The 13,946-nt window shown below is 64.5% G+C and carries 15 protein-coding genes; 6 read left to right on the top strand and 9 right to left on the bottom strand.

The window, feature by feature from the left end; all coding sequences use genetic code 11:
- Nucleotides 1–94: 94 nt before the first annotated feature.
- The gene (locus FPZ11_RS12410) at nucleotides 95–1,108 is read right to left on the bottom strand and encodes a zinc-dependent alcohol dehydrogenase family protein (protein ID WP_437438645.1); all 1,014 of its coding nucleotides are present in this window, start codon (nucleotides 1,106–1,108) and stop codon (nucleotides 95–97) included.
- A gap of 179 nt (nucleotides 1,109–1,287) precedes the next feature.
- On the opposite strand from FPZ11_RS12410, the gene FPZ11_RS12405 reads away from it, so the two are divergent.
- Nucleotides 1,288–2,535, top strand: a complete 1,248-nt coding sequence (locus FPZ11_RS12405) for an alpha/beta fold hydrolase (RefSeq protein ID WP_146321341.1) — start codon at nucleotides 1,288–1,290, stop codon at nucleotides 2,533–2,535.
- Between the two features lie 56 nt (nucleotides 2,536–2,591).
- On the opposite strand, the gene FPZ11_RS12400 is transcribed toward FPZ11_RS12405, so the two are convergent.
- Nucleotides 2,592–3,242 (bottom strand): TetR/AcrR family transcriptional regulator, encoded by a 651-nt coding sequence (locus FPZ11_RS12400; RefSeq protein ID WP_146321339.1) that lies wholly within the window; start codon nucleotides 3,240–3,242, stop codon nucleotides 2,592–2,594.
- 107 nt (nucleotides 3,243–3,349) lie between these two features.
- Here FPZ11_RS12400 and FPZ11_RS12395 point away from each other — a divergent pair, with 107 nt between their 5' ends.
- On the top strand, nucleotides 3,350–4,168 hold the full coding sequence (locus FPZ11_RS12395) for an oxidoreductase (protein ID WP_146321337.1): 819 nt from the start codon (nucleotides 3,350–3,352) through the stop codon (nucleotides 4,166–4,168).
- Nucleotides 4,169–4,470: 302 nt separating this feature from the next.
- On the opposite strand, the gene FPZ11_RS12390 is transcribed toward FPZ11_RS12395, so the two are convergent.
- On the bottom strand, nucleotides 4,471–6,162 hold the full coding sequence (locus FPZ11_RS12390; RefSeq protein WP_146321335.1) for an HNH endonuclease signature motif containing protein: 1,692 nt from the start codon (nucleotides 6,160–6,162) through the stop codon (nucleotides 4,471–4,473).
- A 220-nt stretch (nucleotides 6,163–6,382) separates the two neighbouring features.
- Between FPZ11_RS12390 and FPZ11_RS12385 the strand changes: the two genes are divergently transcribed.
- Genes FPZ11_RS12385 through FPZ11_RS12375 form a run of 3 tightly spaced genes read left to right on the top strand, consistent with a single transcriptional unit; the run spans nucleotide 6,383 to nucleotide 9,339 of the window.
- The gene (locus tag FPZ11_RS12385) at nucleotides 6,383–7,972 is read left to right on the top strand and encodes a class I SAM-dependent DNA methyltransferase (RefSeq protein WP_146321333.1); all 1,590 of its coding nucleotides are present in this window, start codon (nucleotides 6,383–6,385) and stop codon (nucleotides 7,970–7,972) included.
- Nucleotides 7,969–9,096, top strand: a complete 1,128-nt coding sequence (locus FPZ11_RS12380) for a restriction endonuclease subunit S (RefSeq protein ID WP_146321331.1) — start codon at nucleotides 7,969–7,971, stop codon at nucleotides 9,094–9,096. The genes FPZ11_RS12385 and FPZ11_RS12380 overlap by 4 nt, the downstream gene beginning before the upstream one ends.
- A 60-nt stretch (nucleotides 9,097–9,156) precedes the next feature.
- Nucleotides 9,157–9,339 carry a hypothetical protein gene (locus FPZ11_RS12375; protein WP_146321329.1) on the top strand — a complete coding sequence of 61 codons (183 nt, stop codon included), beginning with the start codon at nucleotides 9,157–9,159 and terminating at the stop codon, nucleotides 9,337–9,339.
- Here the strand turns inward: FPZ11_RS12375 and FPZ11_RS12370 are convergent.
- The 3 genes from FPZ11_RS12370 to FPZ11_RS12365 are packed head-to-tail and all read right to left on the bottom strand — an operon-like array spanning nucleotide 9,309 to nucleotide 11,039.
- Nucleotides 9,309–9,884, bottom strand: a complete 576-nt coding sequence (locus FPZ11_RS12370; protein ID WP_146321327.1) for a hypothetical protein — start codon at nucleotides 9,882–9,884, stop codon at nucleotides 9,309–9,311. The two genes, FPZ11_RS12375 and FPZ11_RS12370, sit on opposite strands and share 31 nt — an antisense overlap.
- Entirely contained in the window at nucleotides 9,881–10,258 is a 378-nt protein-coding gene (locus tag FPZ11_RS19900; protein ID WP_246846244.1) for an AAA family ATPase, read from the bottom strand. The genes FPZ11_RS12370 and FPZ11_RS19900 overlap by 4 nt, the downstream gene beginning before the upstream one ends.
- Nucleotides 10,197–11,039 carry an AAA family ATPase gene (locus FPZ11_RS12365; protein WP_246846243.1) on the bottom strand — a complete coding sequence of 281 codons (843 nt, stop codon included), beginning with the start codon at nucleotides 11,037–11,039 and terminating at the stop codon, nucleotides 10,197–10,199. The genes FPZ11_RS19900 and FPZ11_RS12365 overlap by 62 nt, the downstream gene beginning before the upstream one ends.
- A gap of 132 nt (nucleotides 11,040–11,171) precedes the next feature.
- Here FPZ11_RS12365 and FPZ11_RS12360 point away from each other — a divergent pair, with 132 nt between their 5' ends.
- On the top strand, nucleotides 11,172–11,717 hold the full coding sequence (locus tag FPZ11_RS12360) for a restriction endonuclease (RefSeq protein WP_146321325.1): 546 nt from the start codon (nucleotides 11,172–11,174) through the stop codon (nucleotides 11,715–11,717).
- Between the two features lie 110 nt (nucleotides 11,718–11,827).
- Here FPZ11_RS12360 and FPZ11_RS12355 read toward each other — a convergent pair whose 3' ends face one another.
- The 3 genes from FPZ11_RS12355 to FPZ11_RS12345 form a co-directional block, all read right to left on the bottom strand.
- Nucleotides 11,828–12,274: a PIN domain-containing protein gene (locus tag FPZ11_RS12355; protein ID WP_210415863.1), complete on the bottom strand. Its 447-nt coding sequence runs from the start codon at nucleotides 12,272–12,274 to the stop codon at nucleotides 11,828–11,830.
- Nucleotides 12,271–12,792: a helix-turn-helix domain-containing protein gene (locus tag FPZ11_RS12350; RefSeq protein ID WP_168203817.1), complete on the bottom strand. Its 522-nt coding sequence runs from the start codon at nucleotides 12,790–12,792 to the stop codon at nucleotides 12,271–12,273. Before FPZ11_RS12350 ends, FPZ11_RS12355 begins: the two co-directional genes overlap by 4 nt.
- An 80-nt stretch (nucleotides 12,793–12,872) precedes the next feature.
- Nucleotides 12,873–13,811: a hypothetical protein gene (locus FPZ11_RS12345; protein ID WP_146321323.1), complete on the bottom strand. Its 939-nt coding sequence runs from the start codon at nucleotides 13,809–13,811 to the stop codon at nucleotides 12,873–12,875.
- Nucleotides 13,812–13,946: the final 135 nt, after the last annotated feature.

The raw sequence follows: 13,946 nt of genomic DNA, 5'->3' as shown, positions 1-13,946 counted from the left end.
CTCTCGGCTCCCGCGCCACGTCTTCTGGCGCAATACGCGAGACCTGGCGCAGTCGCGAGGCCCCCACCAAGGACACGCGGATGCCCCGCCTCGACTACCCCTTCGGGGTCAGCAGCACCTTGATGGCACGGCGCTCGTCCATCGCGGCGTAGGCATCCGCCACCTGCGACAGCGGCAGTGTGAGGTCGAACACTTTCCCTGGATCGATCTCGCGGCGCCAGATGCGGTCGATGAGGTCGGGCAGGAAGCGTCGAACCGGCGCCGGGCCGCCCATCAGGTGAACCGTGGCATAGAACAGCTCCTGACCGGGGATCTCGACGTCGTGCGAGACGCCGACGAAGCCGACGTGTCCGCCGTGCCGCGTGGCGCGGATCGCCTGCATCATCGACTCCTGCGTGCCGACCGCTTCGATCACGGAGTGTGCGCCGAGCCCGTTCGTGAGCTCCTTGATGCGTGCGACGCCCTCGTCGCCGCGCTCCGTGACGATGTCGGTCGCGCCGAAGTCGAGCGCCAGCTTCTGTCGCGCGTCGTGCCGCGACATGGCGATGATGCGCTCTGCGCCCAACTGCTTCGCAGCGAGCACGCCGAGCAGTCCCACGGCGCCGTCGCCGACCACGGCGACGGTCTTGCCGGGGCCCGCCTGGGCGGCGTCCGCCGCGAACCAGCCGGTGCCGAGCACATCGGATGCCGCCAGCAGCGACGGAACCAGGTCGGCATCCGGCATCCCGGGCGTGGCCACAAGCGTGCCGTCGGCGAGCGGCACCCGCAGCAGTTCGGCCTGAGCGCCCTCACGTCCCATCGGCTCAACATGCACGCACCGCGACTGGTATCCGGCCCGGCAGACCTCGCACGTGTTGTCCGAGGCCATGAACGAGCCCACGACGAAGTCGCCGACCTTGATCGTCTCGACCGCGTCGCCGACCTGCTCGACGACGCCGACGTATTCATGGCCCATCGGCGTCGGTCGGGACACCCTGTTGAAGCCGCGGTACGGCCACAGATCCGAGCCGCAGACGCACGCCGCCGTCACGCGGATGACGGCATCCGTCGGCTCCAGGATGCCCGGGTCGTCACGCTGCTCATATCGCACGTCGCCGGGCGCGTGCATCACTGCTCCGTACACGTTCACTCCTTCTGTCGGATGTCTTCCGACCTGATGTCCGCATCCAGCTAACGCCACTTCGCACGCCACTGGGAGGTACTGCCGGAACACGTCACGACAGACCCGGTTCGCCGAGTGGATTCTCGCCAGGGCGGGGCCGGCCGGCCGCTCCTAGACTTCGGTGCATGCCAGTGACGATGCGCAGCATGCAAGACCTCACGATCGACGACCACACGATCACGGTGCCGCTGGTGTGGGGCGACGACGCGGATGCCCGCACTCTCGATGTGCACGCATCCGTCATCACCAGAGAGGGCGGTGACGACCTGCCCTATCTGGTGTACCTGCAGGGCGGACCTGGCCACGAGGCGCCGCGCGCCTTCCATGCGCCGGCATCGCCGTCGTGGTTGGACGCGGCGCTCGCCCACTACCGCGTCGTGATGCTCGACCAGCGCGGCACCGGCCGCTCGACGCCGGTCGGCGACGCCGACCTGGAGCGTGGAACCGACGCGGTCGCCGAACACCTCACCCACCTGCGCGCCGACTCGATCGTGCGCGACGCCGAAGCGCTGCGCGACCACCTCGGCGCGACGACGTGGAGCGTGCTCGGCCAGTCGTTCGGCGGCTTCACCACGCTCGCGTATCTGTCGACGGATGCCCCGTCGCTGCAGCACGTCTACCTCACGGGCGGTCTCAGTGCAGTGGGCCGCCACCCCGACGAGGTGTACGCCTCCACGTACGACAAGCTCCGCACTCTCTCGCTGATGTACTACCGCCGGTTCCCGGAGCACAGGGATGCCCTGCGTCGCCTCGCCGACCTCGCGGAGGCGGGGCGGATCATCCTGCCCGACGGCGAGATCGTCTCGGTCTCGCGACTGCGTTCGATCGGCATGCTGCTGGGCACGAACGACGGCTGGCAGACGGTCTGGTCGCTGCTCGAGCAGGATCCGGGCACGAACGCGTTCCGGCACGACCTGGCGCAGGCCCTGCCGTTCAGTGCGCGCAACCCGCTGTACTACGTGTTCCACGAGTCGAGCTACGCCGACGGTCACGCCACGCGCTGGTCGGCGGAGCGCGTCGAACCCGACGACTTCAAGGCCGACCCCACTCTGCTCACCGGTGAACACGTTCGCCGGGAGTGGCTCGACACCGTCCCGGGTCTGCGGCCCTGGCGAGACGTCACGCTGCGACTCGCGGAGTTCGAGTGGCCGCGGCTGTACGACAAGGCCGTGTTGGAGGCATCCGGCGCCCGCGGTGCGGCGGCGGTCTACGTCAACGACGCGTACGTGCCGTTCGAATTCTCGATGGAGACCGCGGCCCTGCTGCCCGGCGTCACACCGTGGGTGACGAGCGAGTACGAGCACAACGGACTGCGCGCGGGCGACGTGCTCTCGCGTCTGATCGACCTGGCGCACGGCCGGCGGGTGCGGTAGGTCGCCCTCGCCACCTCAGCGACACCGGCCCGACCGTATGCCTGGGCCTGCGTGCTTCACCCCACCCCGCGCAGCACCGTGTCGACGGCGAAGTCCAACTCGGCGTGTGCATCGGAGACGTTCTGCGCAGGCGCTGCCGCCAGCGCAGGAAACCGCAGGGCAACAGCTTCGGCAAGCCACGGCTCGGGTGTCGCCGCACTCATGCTGCGTTCCAGCGCGGCGTAGCTGCGGATGAGGCTGTCCAACAGCAGCGCCAGGCGTAGCGAGTCGACGTTCGCCTGGCTCGGAATCGCGCTCACCAAGGCGTCGATCCAGGCGTAGGGATGCGGCTGGCGGGGCATCCCCGTCGGCTTCACATCCGTGAGCCATGGATGCTCTGCGTACCGTTCAGCGAGCAGCCTCACCCAGGTGCGGCACCGGGTTCGCCATCCGCGGCCCGTGATCTCGGGCGGATCGCCGATCGCGGCATCCACCATGAGTTCCACGAGCGTGGCCTTCGAGTCGACGTACCGGTAGAGCGCGGTGGTCGTCATGCCGAGGCGCTGGGCGACGCGTGCCAAGGAGACTGCGTCGAGCCCGACCTCGTCGGCCAGCGCGACCGCCTCGGTGGCGATCTGCTCCCCGGACCACCGCGCCTTCGGTCCGTGGTTCGGCGGTGTCTCGAGTCCCCAGAGCACCCGGAGCGCACGATCTTCTGCACTGTGCATGACATTCACTGTAGTTGGTGTTACTGTGAATATCGTTCACAGAGAGCGAACCGAGAACGACTCGATGAGCCCGACCACGCAGCTCCACGCACCGACAGGGAGACACCATGACCACCGCACTCATCACCGGCGCATCCTCCGGCATCGGCGCCCGCGCCGCCGCGCTGCTCGTCGAGCAAGGCCTCACAGTCTTCGGTGCAGCCCGCAACACCGACGCGGTCGCTGCGATCGGCGGCGTGACGCCGGTGGCTCTCGACCTCACGAGCGACGACTCGATCCGCTCGGCGGTGGCCACGGTGACGAAGGCAGCCGGCACGGTCGATGTGCTCATCAACTGCGCCGGCTACGGCGAATTCGGGTCGCTGGAGGAGACGTCGCTTGACGCTGCCCGCCAGCAGCTCGAGGTCAACGTCGTTGGCGCCGTCGGCCTGGTGCAGGCGCTGCTGCCCGGCATGCGTGAGGCCGGCCACGGGCGCATCGTCAACGTCTCGTCGCTCGCCGGTGAGTTCGCTGCGCCGCTCGGCGGCTGGTACCACGCGTCGAAGTTCGCGCTGGAGGCGCTCTCCGACTCGCTCCGCGGCGAGGTGTCGCAGTTCGGCATCGACGTGACGCTCGTGCAGCCGAGCTATGTCGCGACCGACTGGCACGACACCGCCATGGAGCACCTCGACCAGACCTCGGGCCGCGGCCCATACGCCTCGATGGCGGCGGCGATGCGCCGCTACTTCGGCAGCCCTGCGCTCGCCAAGCAGATGTCGACTCCGGATGCCGTCGCCGAGCTGATCGTCAAGGCCGCGCTCACCCCGCGCCCGCGTACCCGCTACCGCATCGGTGCCGGTGCGAATGTCGCGGTCGCCATGGCCACGCTGCTGCCGGACCGTACTTTCGACGCGCTGACCCGCAAGCAGTTCGGCTACGCCGCCTGAGTTTCGGCGGTGGCGCCTGTCGCTGCAACTTGCTGCCGCAACTTCTGCGGCAACCTGCTGACGCATCCTGCTGACGCGACGCGTTGCCCTAACCTGTCGCCCGAACCGTTGCCACAACTTGCTACCGCAACCCGCCGATACCCCCACCCACCCCGGCTGGGCACACGTTCTCGTGCAGAGCGTGTGCCCGGTCTGCGTGTGCCGAGCACGCTCTCTTCTGTGGAGGGTGGCGTCGTTGCGTGGGCGACCGTCCCCTGAGCGCATTCCCTCCGCCGGGGCAGGCCTTGGGGCGTAGTTCACCCTCACGCGGAGCGCGCGCACGCCTGCTCCCACGTCGGAGCCTTCGACCTCAGCGGTATCGGCTCGCGGCCAGCGCCATGCTGTGGTGGAGGCACCAGCTCGTAGGCGGTGTCCCGCCGTCGTATCCGCCAATGGTGGGTGTGCAAGTTCAGATGGTGGAAGCGGCAGAGAAGCACGCCGTCGGCCATGTCGGTTCTGCCGTGATCGGCTTCCCACTCGTTGATGTGGTGTGCCTCGGTCTGCCAGGCGGGGCGATCGCAGCCGGGCCACAGGCATCCGCCGTCTCTGGCGTGCAGCACGACGCGCTGTGCCGGTGTGAAGGTGCGCTGAGTGCGCCCGAGGTTGAGTGCTCTGCCGGACCGGTCGACCGTGATGGGTACCGTGCCGCAGTCGCACGCGGTCGCGGCGACGAAGCCAGCGGGCACGGCAACGTCTGAACCCTCAACGGCTCCAGTCGCGAAGCCCGTTGCAGTGTCGCCAGTGCCAGTGCCAGTGCCAGTGCCAGTGCCAGTGCCAGTGCCAGTGCCAGTGCCAGTGCCAGGACCGTTCCCGGAGCCGCCGGTGCCGGAGCCGGAACCGCAACCCGAATCGGTCTCGGCATCGACGTCAGCCGAGGCAACCGTCACGACACGCACTCCGGGGCGCTCGCCGCGGAAGACGGTCTTCTCGTCGCAGCCCACGCCCATACGCACGACCTGCATGAAGGTGTCGAACATGAGCTGCTCATTGCTGCGGGGATCGTCGAGCAATGCCTCGGCCCATGAGGTGTCGTCTTTCGAGACGAAACGCGGGCCGCCCCGTCGTGGGCTCAATGCCAGGTCGAACATCTGGGTGAGGAAGACGCCGGCTTCGTCGTCGGCGATCCCGTGGAAGTTGAGCGCACCCTCGGCATCACGCCAGGTCTTGAACGAGCGCTTCTCGTAGCGACGCATGAACCGGTCTTCGACTCCGTCGACGTCGATGCGGTCGCGCACCTGCCGGGCACGCCGGCGCACGTCGTCGTGGAGGATGCCGCGCACCCCCGAATCGACGGTGGCACCGCTCGTAAGCGTGGCCGCATACTCCACGAGCGCGCTCGCGGCCCCGCGACGAACGTCGTCTGTGCACGTCGGGGAGACATCCTCGAGCGTGCGGACGATGAGGTGTCCGATCTCGGGGTTGATCGCCCCGGAGTTGATCGCGTCGGTCACGGGCTGCTGCCACGGACTCGGTCCAGAACGCTCGACAGCTGACGTCGTGCCGGGCGCACTGGTTTGCTGCTCGGCCTCGCCACCGTCACCGGAGCCACCTGTTGGCGCACTTATCCCCGCGCTCGCCGCTGCTTCCCCCAGCAGTTCCCCGACGCGGACCTGTCGACGTGCCTCAGACGGCGACTCCCCGGTGAGCACCTGCACGAGCTGTACTGCAGACCGATGTCCGTTGCTCTGCGCAAGCCCCGAGTGGCCCAGCTCGCGGCGCGACCGCTTGGCCACCTCACCAGCGGCCACCGAGATCACGCGGTCGAACTCGGCGCGCCCCGAACCCGCACTGGAAAGCAGAGACTGCAGCTGAACATCATCGAGTTGGCGCACCGAATCGAGCAGTGACCACGCCTCGCCGTGAGGCGGAGTCGAGTCGGCAGAAGCGGCCCCGTCTCCCACGAGCGCGCGCACGCTGCTCACCGCGTCGGTGAGTCGGGGCAGGTGCGAAGTCATGATGCCAGTCTAGTAGATATCTACGAATATAGAGCAAACTGTGAATAACTTGTTTCGAATATGGATGTGGATGGGGAGACTGCTGGGGCACGGCGCTTGAGCCCACCGGATCGACCTGCACCGAGGCGTCCGCACTTGCGTGTCTGCCCGCCAACGCACGACTGAGCCGACGAGAGCAGCCCGGGTCGTGGGCAGCCTCACGCACCATAGAGTGGCATCCGTGATCACCGGCGAATTGAAGAGCAAGATCGACCGCGTCTGGGACGCCTTCTGGTCGGGCGGCATCTCCAACCCGCTCGAGGTGATCGAGCAGATCACCTACCTGCTCTTCCTTCGACGTCTCGATGATCTGCAGACGCTCGACGAGAAGAAGGCGCGATTCGGGGCCGGTGCTGTCGAGCATCCAATCTTCGGCAACCACCAGCAGCACCTGCGCTGGAGCCGCTTCAAGAACACGGACCCCGATGTCATGTTCGCCACGGTGAGCACCGAGGTGTTCCCCTTTCTGCAGAACCTCGGCACGCAGGTGGGCGGCGAAGACTCCACCTACTCCGAGCACCTCAAGGGTGCGCGGTTCACCATCCCGACCCCCGCGCTGCTGAGCAAGGTGGTCGACCTGCTCGACGGCATCCCGATGGACGATCGCGACACCAACGGCGACCTCTACGAGTACCTGCTCGCGCAGCTCAGCCAGGCGGGCAAGAACGGTCAGTTCCGCACCCCGCGTCACATCATCAAGCTGATGGTCGATCTGATGGCGCCGCGACCCGACGACGAGATCTGCGACCCGGCGTGCGGCACGGCGGGATTCCTCGTGGCGGCATCCGAGTACGTTCGTCACACGCATCCGACCGCGCTCACCGACCCGAAGCAGCGCGTGCACTTCCACCGCTCGATGTTCCACGGCTACGACTTCGACCAGACCATGCTGCGCATCGGCAGCATGAACATGCTGATGCACGGCATCGAGTCGCCCGACATCAGGTATCGCGACTCGCTCTCCGAGGGTGCCTCGGCGGATGCCGAAAAGTACACACTCATCCTCGCCAACCCGCCCTTCGCGGGGTCGCTCGACTACGAGTCGACGGCGAAGGATCTGCAGAAGGTCGTCAAGACCAAGAAGACCGAGCTGCTGTTCCTCGCCCTGTTCATCAAGCTGCTCAAGCCGGGCGGACGCGCCGCCGTCATCGTGCCCGACGGCGTGCTGTTCGGCTCGTCGAAGGCGCACAAAGACCTGCGGCGCATCCTCGTCGAGGAGCAGAAGTTGGATGCCGTCATCAAGCTACCGTCGGGCGTCTTCCGCCCGTACGCGGGCGTCTCAACTGCCATCCTGCTGTTCACCAAGACGGATTCGGGCGGCACCGAGGATGTCTGGTTCTACGACGTCCGCGCCGACGGTCTCTCCCTCGACGACAAGCGCAGCCCCATCGAGACGAGCGACCTCGACGACGTGCGCGCCCGCTGGGCCTCGCTCCACGCGCCTTCGCTGATTGACGCCGTGCCCGCGTCGGCCTATGGTGCATCCTCGCTGGTTGAGGAGCACGCCGAAGGCGCGCGTCTCGAAACCAGCCCGGGCGAAACCAGCATCCCTGCAACTCCCGAGCACGCCCGCGCTCGCACCGACCAGTCGTTCCTCGTGCCGAAGGCCGACATCGTCGCCCAGGGCTACGACCTCTCCCTCAACCGCTATAAGGAGGTCGAGTACGACGCGGTTGAGCACCGCGCCCCGCTCGACATCCTCGCCGACATCGAGGCCCTGGATGCCGAGATCGCGGCAGGGGTCGCAGAGCTGAAGGCGATGCTGTCGTGAGGACGGTACCGCTGGGGAAGGTTGCCGCGATCGAGCGGAGGGCTGTTGATCCTGCAGCGCTCCCACCAGAGACCATCTACCTCGGTCTAGAGCACATCGAGCGCGGCGGTCGCATCATCGGGCACGACACTGTCGGCGGGGCCGAGGTAGCCAGTGCAAAATTCCGTTTCGGCGCTGAGCACGTGCTGTACGGCAAATTGCGTCCGTACTTGGGCAAGATCAGCCGGCCGGACTTTGCCGGTGTGTGCAGCACGGACATACTGCCGATCCGCCCATCAGCCGACCTGGATCGGTCGTACCTTGCTCACTATCTGGCACTGCCAACGATGGTTGACTTCGCGGCAGCGCGCGCGACGGGGGCCAACCTGCCTCGACTAAGTCCCACAGTCCTCGCGACGTTTCCAGTCCCCCTCCCGCCCCTCGCCGAGCAGCGCCGAATCGCCGAGATCCTCGACCGGGCCGACACGATCCGCACCAAGCGACGCCAGGTGCTCACCCACCTCGACTCGCTGACGCAAGCGGTGTTTCAGGAGATGTTCGGGGGCTTGCAAGAATCCCGCCGCTTGGGAGCCCAACTCGAGTTTCTAACTAGCGGTTCAAGAGGCTGGTCAAAGTACTACAGCGACAGCGGCGATCTATTTCTCAGGATCCAGAACGTAGCTCACGGAAGGCTCGACCTCGAGGACGTTGCATTTGTCGCGGCACCGGACTCGGCAGAAGCGAAGCGCACCGCAGTAAAGGCCGGAGATGTGCTTGTGAGCATAACTGCAGACCTGGGCCGTACGGCGGTCGTCCCCCAAACACTCGAACGGGCATTCATCAACCAACATCTTGCGATCTTGCGGGCGCCCGAGATCGTCCCGGAGTTCTTGTCTGCGTCTATTGAGTCCCCTGCAGGGCGTCGGCAGCTGATTTCTCGGAACCGTGCCGCGGTGAAGGATGGGTTGAACTTCGCGGATATCAGGTCTCTCGAAATACCGGTGGCTTCGCAAAGTCAGCAGCATGAATTTGCGCGCTTAACAAACGCGATTAGCGAGAGTAGAGCCATAGTCATGCGCGCCTCGGCTGTCGACGACACCCTCTTCACATCGCTTCAGTGCCGCGCGTTCAAGGGCGAGCTCTGACGGGACTGCCCGAGTTCGTGTTGTTGTGTCGATCAACGATCGTCGACTCGACGGTCATGCATGACGGTGATCACCCACTCAGGAACACCCCTGTTGCGCCCGGCGCTCAACTTCCTGAACTGCCTCGAGCGACTCTCGATGGGAATCGCCAGCGGCATCCAGGGGGTTCGCGCGCCGGAAAAAATCGCACAGTGTCACCGCGGGACCCCTGTCTACTTCGCGCTGAGCCCGGCGATCCTCTGAAGCGATCGGGCAAGACTTGGGCTGTTCATTGCAGCGTTAGGGATATTCCACGATTGCGAAGCGAACGTGTTCAAATGTAAGACATAAAGCGGGCCGATATGGCCGTCGTCTGAGACGACTTCTCGACGAATTGCCCGCAACCTGGAGCTCGCACAGAGATGCAATAAGGTGACCTTCGCATGTTTGACACCCTCGACGTCACGTGGAATATGCGAAATTGCAACACCGAAATAGTCGGCGAACCCCTCTCGATCTGCTAGCAGCCAGGCCTCGGTCATGGTATGCGCAATCCTGAGGAGGAAGGCGCGGTCTCGAGGTATTGAAGGGAAGAGCCGGCTGCGAAGTCCAACCGGGCACTCCCCGTCCGAGTCGCGAAACACGATCCATGGTGTCTGAACTGCAGCCGCAGCATATTTGACGATCTTGGGATCAAGATTCGTCTTACCTCGAGTGACCACAATCTTTCCTACGACATGGCCAGAGTGCCCGACGACGGCGCGAGCAACTTCAATATCGGATTGGCCCTCAACCGCGACGTTGATCATCTCCTTGTCTGGCCCACCGCGATGAGGCCAGCAAGTTCTCTCGGTGCAATAAGGGCATCAACGATCTCGGACATAGGCAGTTCGGCCTCGACCTCGCCGCGAACTTCATCGATGTCCGAGAGAAGGGCAGCCGTACTCCCGTCTTCTGTCACACGGAGCACAAGCACTTCGCGAGCGCGGACTCCCTCATCGTCAAGGATTTCGGGAGCATGTGTGGAGATAACAACCTGAAGGTTGCGATCCCGCTGCGCAGTACTGAGTACGGTGGGGAGCATTCTAACAATTGCTGAATTCAGTGACAGTTCCGGTTCCTCAAGAAGGAGAACTCCGCCGCCCGACGGTGCGCTGACTAGAGTCCAGAGCAGGCCAATCAATCGCAGTGTGCCGTCCGAAAAAATCTGCCTCGCTCTGTCGTGCCAACTGACGCCGCCAGTTCCTATATCCAGCTATCAGATGCGGTCGGCCAGCCGCATCTATATCGAGAGTGAGCGTCTCAAATTCCGGTACCGCGGCACGGAGCGCGTTCTGGATGCGCCGAAGCCAAGCGTTCCTAGTCTTTTGCGGAACTGCGTTGATTCGCGCGATGAAATCCGAACCGTATGGGTCGCCCGACTCTGGACTAATTCTCGTGGGGTTGCGAATCACTTGAGGAACGAGATGGAAGTAAGCGACTTTAGCGAAATGATCCGCGATAGCACGGAATTCTTGATTCGCTACAATCTGTTCCAGATGTGTTTGAGTGAGTCGCTCCGGGTCGGCCAGATCGTCCGAATCCGGGCGCTGGCGAATGAGCTCTCCGTTTCGCTCGACTATTTCCTCGTCGACGATGGGACGATTGAGACCGCCCGCTTCGCCCTTGATGGCAAGCTTGTAGCGCCACCGATCGTCGCCGTCGGCAAGCTCGACTTCAATGATCAAGCGACCGCGCGCGTAATTGCGAGCAAAAAGGCTCCGAACCTTGCTCAAGCCACCTCTCCTGCGAAGAGCGCTTTCGAGTCCTCCTGTGCCTGCCACCTCACCAAGGAAGCGAAAAACATCGAGAAGGTTTGACTTTCCGGATGCGTTCGGTCCGACAACGAAAAGACGGTCTCGTAATTCGAACTTGAGGACCTTGAAATTGCGCCAGTTGCTCGCCGTGAGACGGGTGATGCGCATGATCAACTTCCTTGCATCTCAGAACGATTCGTTGTCGAGGACAAGCCTAGCCGGGGTAGCGAGTTCGGTGCAGGGCCCGTTCCAGTACTGGTTCCCGGACTTGCGTGGACCGCGGCCAAGTCGACGGCCACGATGGTTTCCACGACGTCGAGCGAGCAAGTCAGCAGTCCGATCGAACAGATCGAAACGGGTGTGGCGCGCATCCAGACCGACGTGGCCGACGACATCCTCACCCGTCTACGCGGCAGCGAGCCCGCGTTCTTCGAGGATGCCGTCGTCAGAGTGCTGCTCGCCATGGGCTACGGCGGCGCCGAGCAGCGCGGCAGGGCGATCGGCGGAACCGGCGACGGCGGTGTCGACGGCGTGATCGATCAAGATGCCCTCGGCCTCGACCAGATCTACGTGCAGGCCAAGCGCTACGCGGACGGCAACCACGTGGGCCGCGAGGCGATCCAGGCATTCGTCGGGGCGCTGCAAGGGCGTGGCGCCAGTCGCGGGGTGTTCATCACGTCGAGTTCGTTCACGCAGAACGCGCGCGGCTACGCGGCTTCCATTCCCACGCGGGTCATCCTGATCGACGGCACCGAGCTCGCGGACCCCATGATCAAGCACCGCGTTGGCGTGCGCGTGCGGCACACGTACGCGGTCGTCGAGGTCGACGAGGTGTTCTTCGAGTAGGGCAGGAAGCTACTCGAGGTAGCGACGCAGGGCCGTGCTGAAGTCGGGAACGGTTCGTGCCAGGGCGAGCAGCAATCCGTCCGGTGACAACTTCGGTGAGTTGTACGTGTTCACGAGATGCGCGAACACGGCAAGCGTCGGCCGGGGTAGAGGTCCAGCTGGTCCAGAAGGAAGTTGTCGGGGTGGACGATTTCCAGATCGTGCGAGGCAATGGACTCAGGCGGGAAGTCACGGACATTGAAGGTCACGAGAACCTCGGCCTTCGCGTGAACGGCAGCAGCAAGCACGTGCCTGTCCTTGGAGTCGCACGTCATTTCGGCGAGCAACGGCTCGTATCCCGTCACGAGTGCATCGGGGAATGACGCGGTCATTGCCTCGATGCGCCTGGCCACGCTGTCCGGAGCGGCTCCATGCTTGATCAGGCTGCGTCGTAGCTCTTCGAGCACGCCAGGTGACCATAGCGGGCGAAAGAGACCGCGGGCGCACATCCGAAGAACAACGTCGTTGAGAATTGCGCCGAAGAGAACATTGGTATCGAAGAAGGCGGGAAAGGTCACTCGTGCGTATCCAGACGGTCGAGGGCCGTCGGATCCATATTGAGTGAGGTCGAACTCGGTGCCTCGCGAGCGAGGTCGTCTAGTGCGGACTCGCGAAGCCGCGCAAACGTCTTCTGATACGCAGTCAGATCTCGCAATGCGATCCTGCGGTGGCGACCAGGGCGCTCGAACGGTATCTGACCGGTTTCAAGAAGCTTGACGAGAGTGGGCCGCGAAATGCCCAGAAAGTCGGCCGCTTGCTGCGTTGTCATGCGCAGCTCATTCGGCGCCACCGTGATCCCGTTGCCTGCGGCCAATGCGTTGGTGACCTGTTCGAGAACCCGGAACACCTCGTCAGGGACCGGTCGTTGCCTGCCCTCGGGACCGACGAGCGCAGCTCGGGTGCCACCCGCTTTGAGGAACGCTTCGATCTCGCTCACGAACTCGGCGAAGTCGAGCATTTCGGCCCGCGTGGAATCCTCGGGGACGTAGGTACGCGAGGCGCGAGACGCGCGAGGGGCAGGGTCGATGAGGCTCATATCAACACTCTAATTCGAAATAATCGAAATCTGCTGACTGGCCTCACCGTCCGCCGTGACGAGCGGGAAATCACGAGCGGTCAACGCCCAAAGGGCAGTGTCGCGGTCGGATGAACGATCGTCATGAGCCAGCCGCTCGCGAGCAGGAAGACGAGCGCGCACACGATCATCGTGGCGAGCATCGACTTGGCGGTTCGCGCCTCGAACCGAGCAGCGCCTTTCGCCACCTGCCCTTTTGTCGTGGTGCCGAAGAAGAATCCCATGAACGCGAGCCAGTCGTAGAGCGAACGGCAGCCGGCCGCCGCGAGGAGCAGCGAGAGCACGACGGCGCCCATCATCATGATGGCGAACGTCAGTTGGCCGTTCGCGAATCCGAGCACCACCAGCTGTTTGGCTGGTTCGACTACCGCTTTCGTGACGGCGTTCGCACCAGTGGAACCAGGATCAGCGGCGGCCGCTTCCGATACTCTGCGGCCAAGCCCCGCAACGGTTTCGCCCGCGAAGCGGAGCGTACTCACACTCACGCACGACCACACGATGGCTGCAAGCGACAGCACCACTTCGGCAGTCACGGATGCCGAGCGACGGTCCCAAGAATGAATCCGGTTCGCCCTGACCACCGCAGCAATCAGCGTGATCGCCAGGCCCACGGCCATGCCGATGACGAACCAGAGCACGAGCCGTTCATAGATGACGAAAAGGCTGGCGGCGACAACCGCGATCACCACTGCCACCCAGAACTGCCAGGTACCCTCGTTCTCCTTCGTGACAGACGGTGCGGATTGCCGAGAACTCTGAATGTTCTTGACAATGATCTGTCGGCTATTGTCCACGCCGACGCTGACGTCGCCGCCGAGCGCGTCCCCAACGATGACCTGCGTGCCGCCGCGCCCGTTCGTCGCAGCGACCTTCACGGGGTTCCACTTTGCGCGGCTGGTCTTCGCCAGGATCAGCGTGACAAGCAGAGTTCCCAGCACAGTAGACGCGATTCCAGCAAGAACCTGGATGAGAAAATCCATGATCCTGTCCTTTTCTCTTCGATGCCGTTGCGGCAGCTGCGATCTGCAACCGGCCAAAGTAACTTTTGCCACCGACATCCGGGCTCCTGCATGCACACTTCTTTGCAACTCGTGCCGAGCCGTCGCATGAATGGC

Origin of the sequence: Humibacter ginsenosidimutans, assembly GCF_007859675.1 — a bacterium.
Lineage (GTDB): Bacteria > Actinomycetota > Actinomycetes > Actinomycetales > Microbacteriaceae > Humibacter > Humibacter ginsenosidimutans.
This window is presented reverse-complemented; position numbering and strand designations above follow the sequence as displayed.

What these genes read in the sequence shown, in the direction of transcription:
- FPZ11_RS12390 (WP_146321335.1), bottom strand. Translation starts at nt 6,162, where the DNA reads ATGACTTCGCACCTGCCCCGACTCACCGACGCGGTGAGCAGCGTGCGC.
- FPZ11_RS12350 (WP_168203817.1), bottom strand. Translation starts at nt 12,792, where the DNA reads ATGAGCCTCATCGACCCTGCCCCTCGCGCGTCTCGCGCCTCGCGTACC.
- FPZ11_RS12370 (WP_146321327.1), bottom strand. Translation starts at nt 9,884, where the DNA reads ATGATCAACGTCGCGGTTGAGGGCCAATCCGATATTGAAGTTGCTCGC.
- FPZ11_RS12375 (WP_146321329.1), top strand. Translation starts at nt 9,157, where the DNA reads ATGACGGTGATCACCCACTCAGGAACACCCCTGTTGCGCCCGGCGCTC.
- FPZ11_RS12405 (WP_146321341.1), top strand. Translation starts at nt 1,288, where the DNA reads ATGCCAGTGACGATGCGCAGCATGCAAGACCTCACGATCGACGACCAC.
- FPZ11_RS12410 (WP_437438645.1), bottom strand. Translation starts at nt 1,108, where the DNA reads ATGCACGCGCCCGGCGACGTGCGATATGAGCAGCGTGACGACCCGGGC.
- FPZ11_RS12360 (WP_146321325.1), top strand. Translation starts at nt 11,172, where the DNA reads ATGGTTTCCACGACGTCGAGCGAGCAAGTCAGCAGTCCGATCGAACAG.
- FPZ11_RS12400 (WP_146321339.1), bottom strand. Translation starts at nt 3,242, where the DNA reads ATGCACAGTGCAGAAGATCGTGCGCTCCGGGTGCTCTGGGGACTCGAG.
- FPZ11_RS12345 (WP_146321323.1), bottom strand. Translation starts at nt 13,811, where the DNA reads ATGGATTTTCTCATCCAGGTTCTTGCTGGAATCGCGTCTACTGTGCTG.
- FPZ11_RS12365 (WP_246846243.1), bottom strand. Translation starts at nt 11,039, where the DNA reads ATGCGCATCACCCGTCTCACGGCGAGCAACTGGCGCAATTTCAAGGTC.
- FPZ11_RS12395 (WP_146321337.1), top strand. Translation starts at nt 3,350, where the DNA reads ATGACCACCGCACTCATCACCGGCGCATCCTCCGGCATCGGCGCCCGC.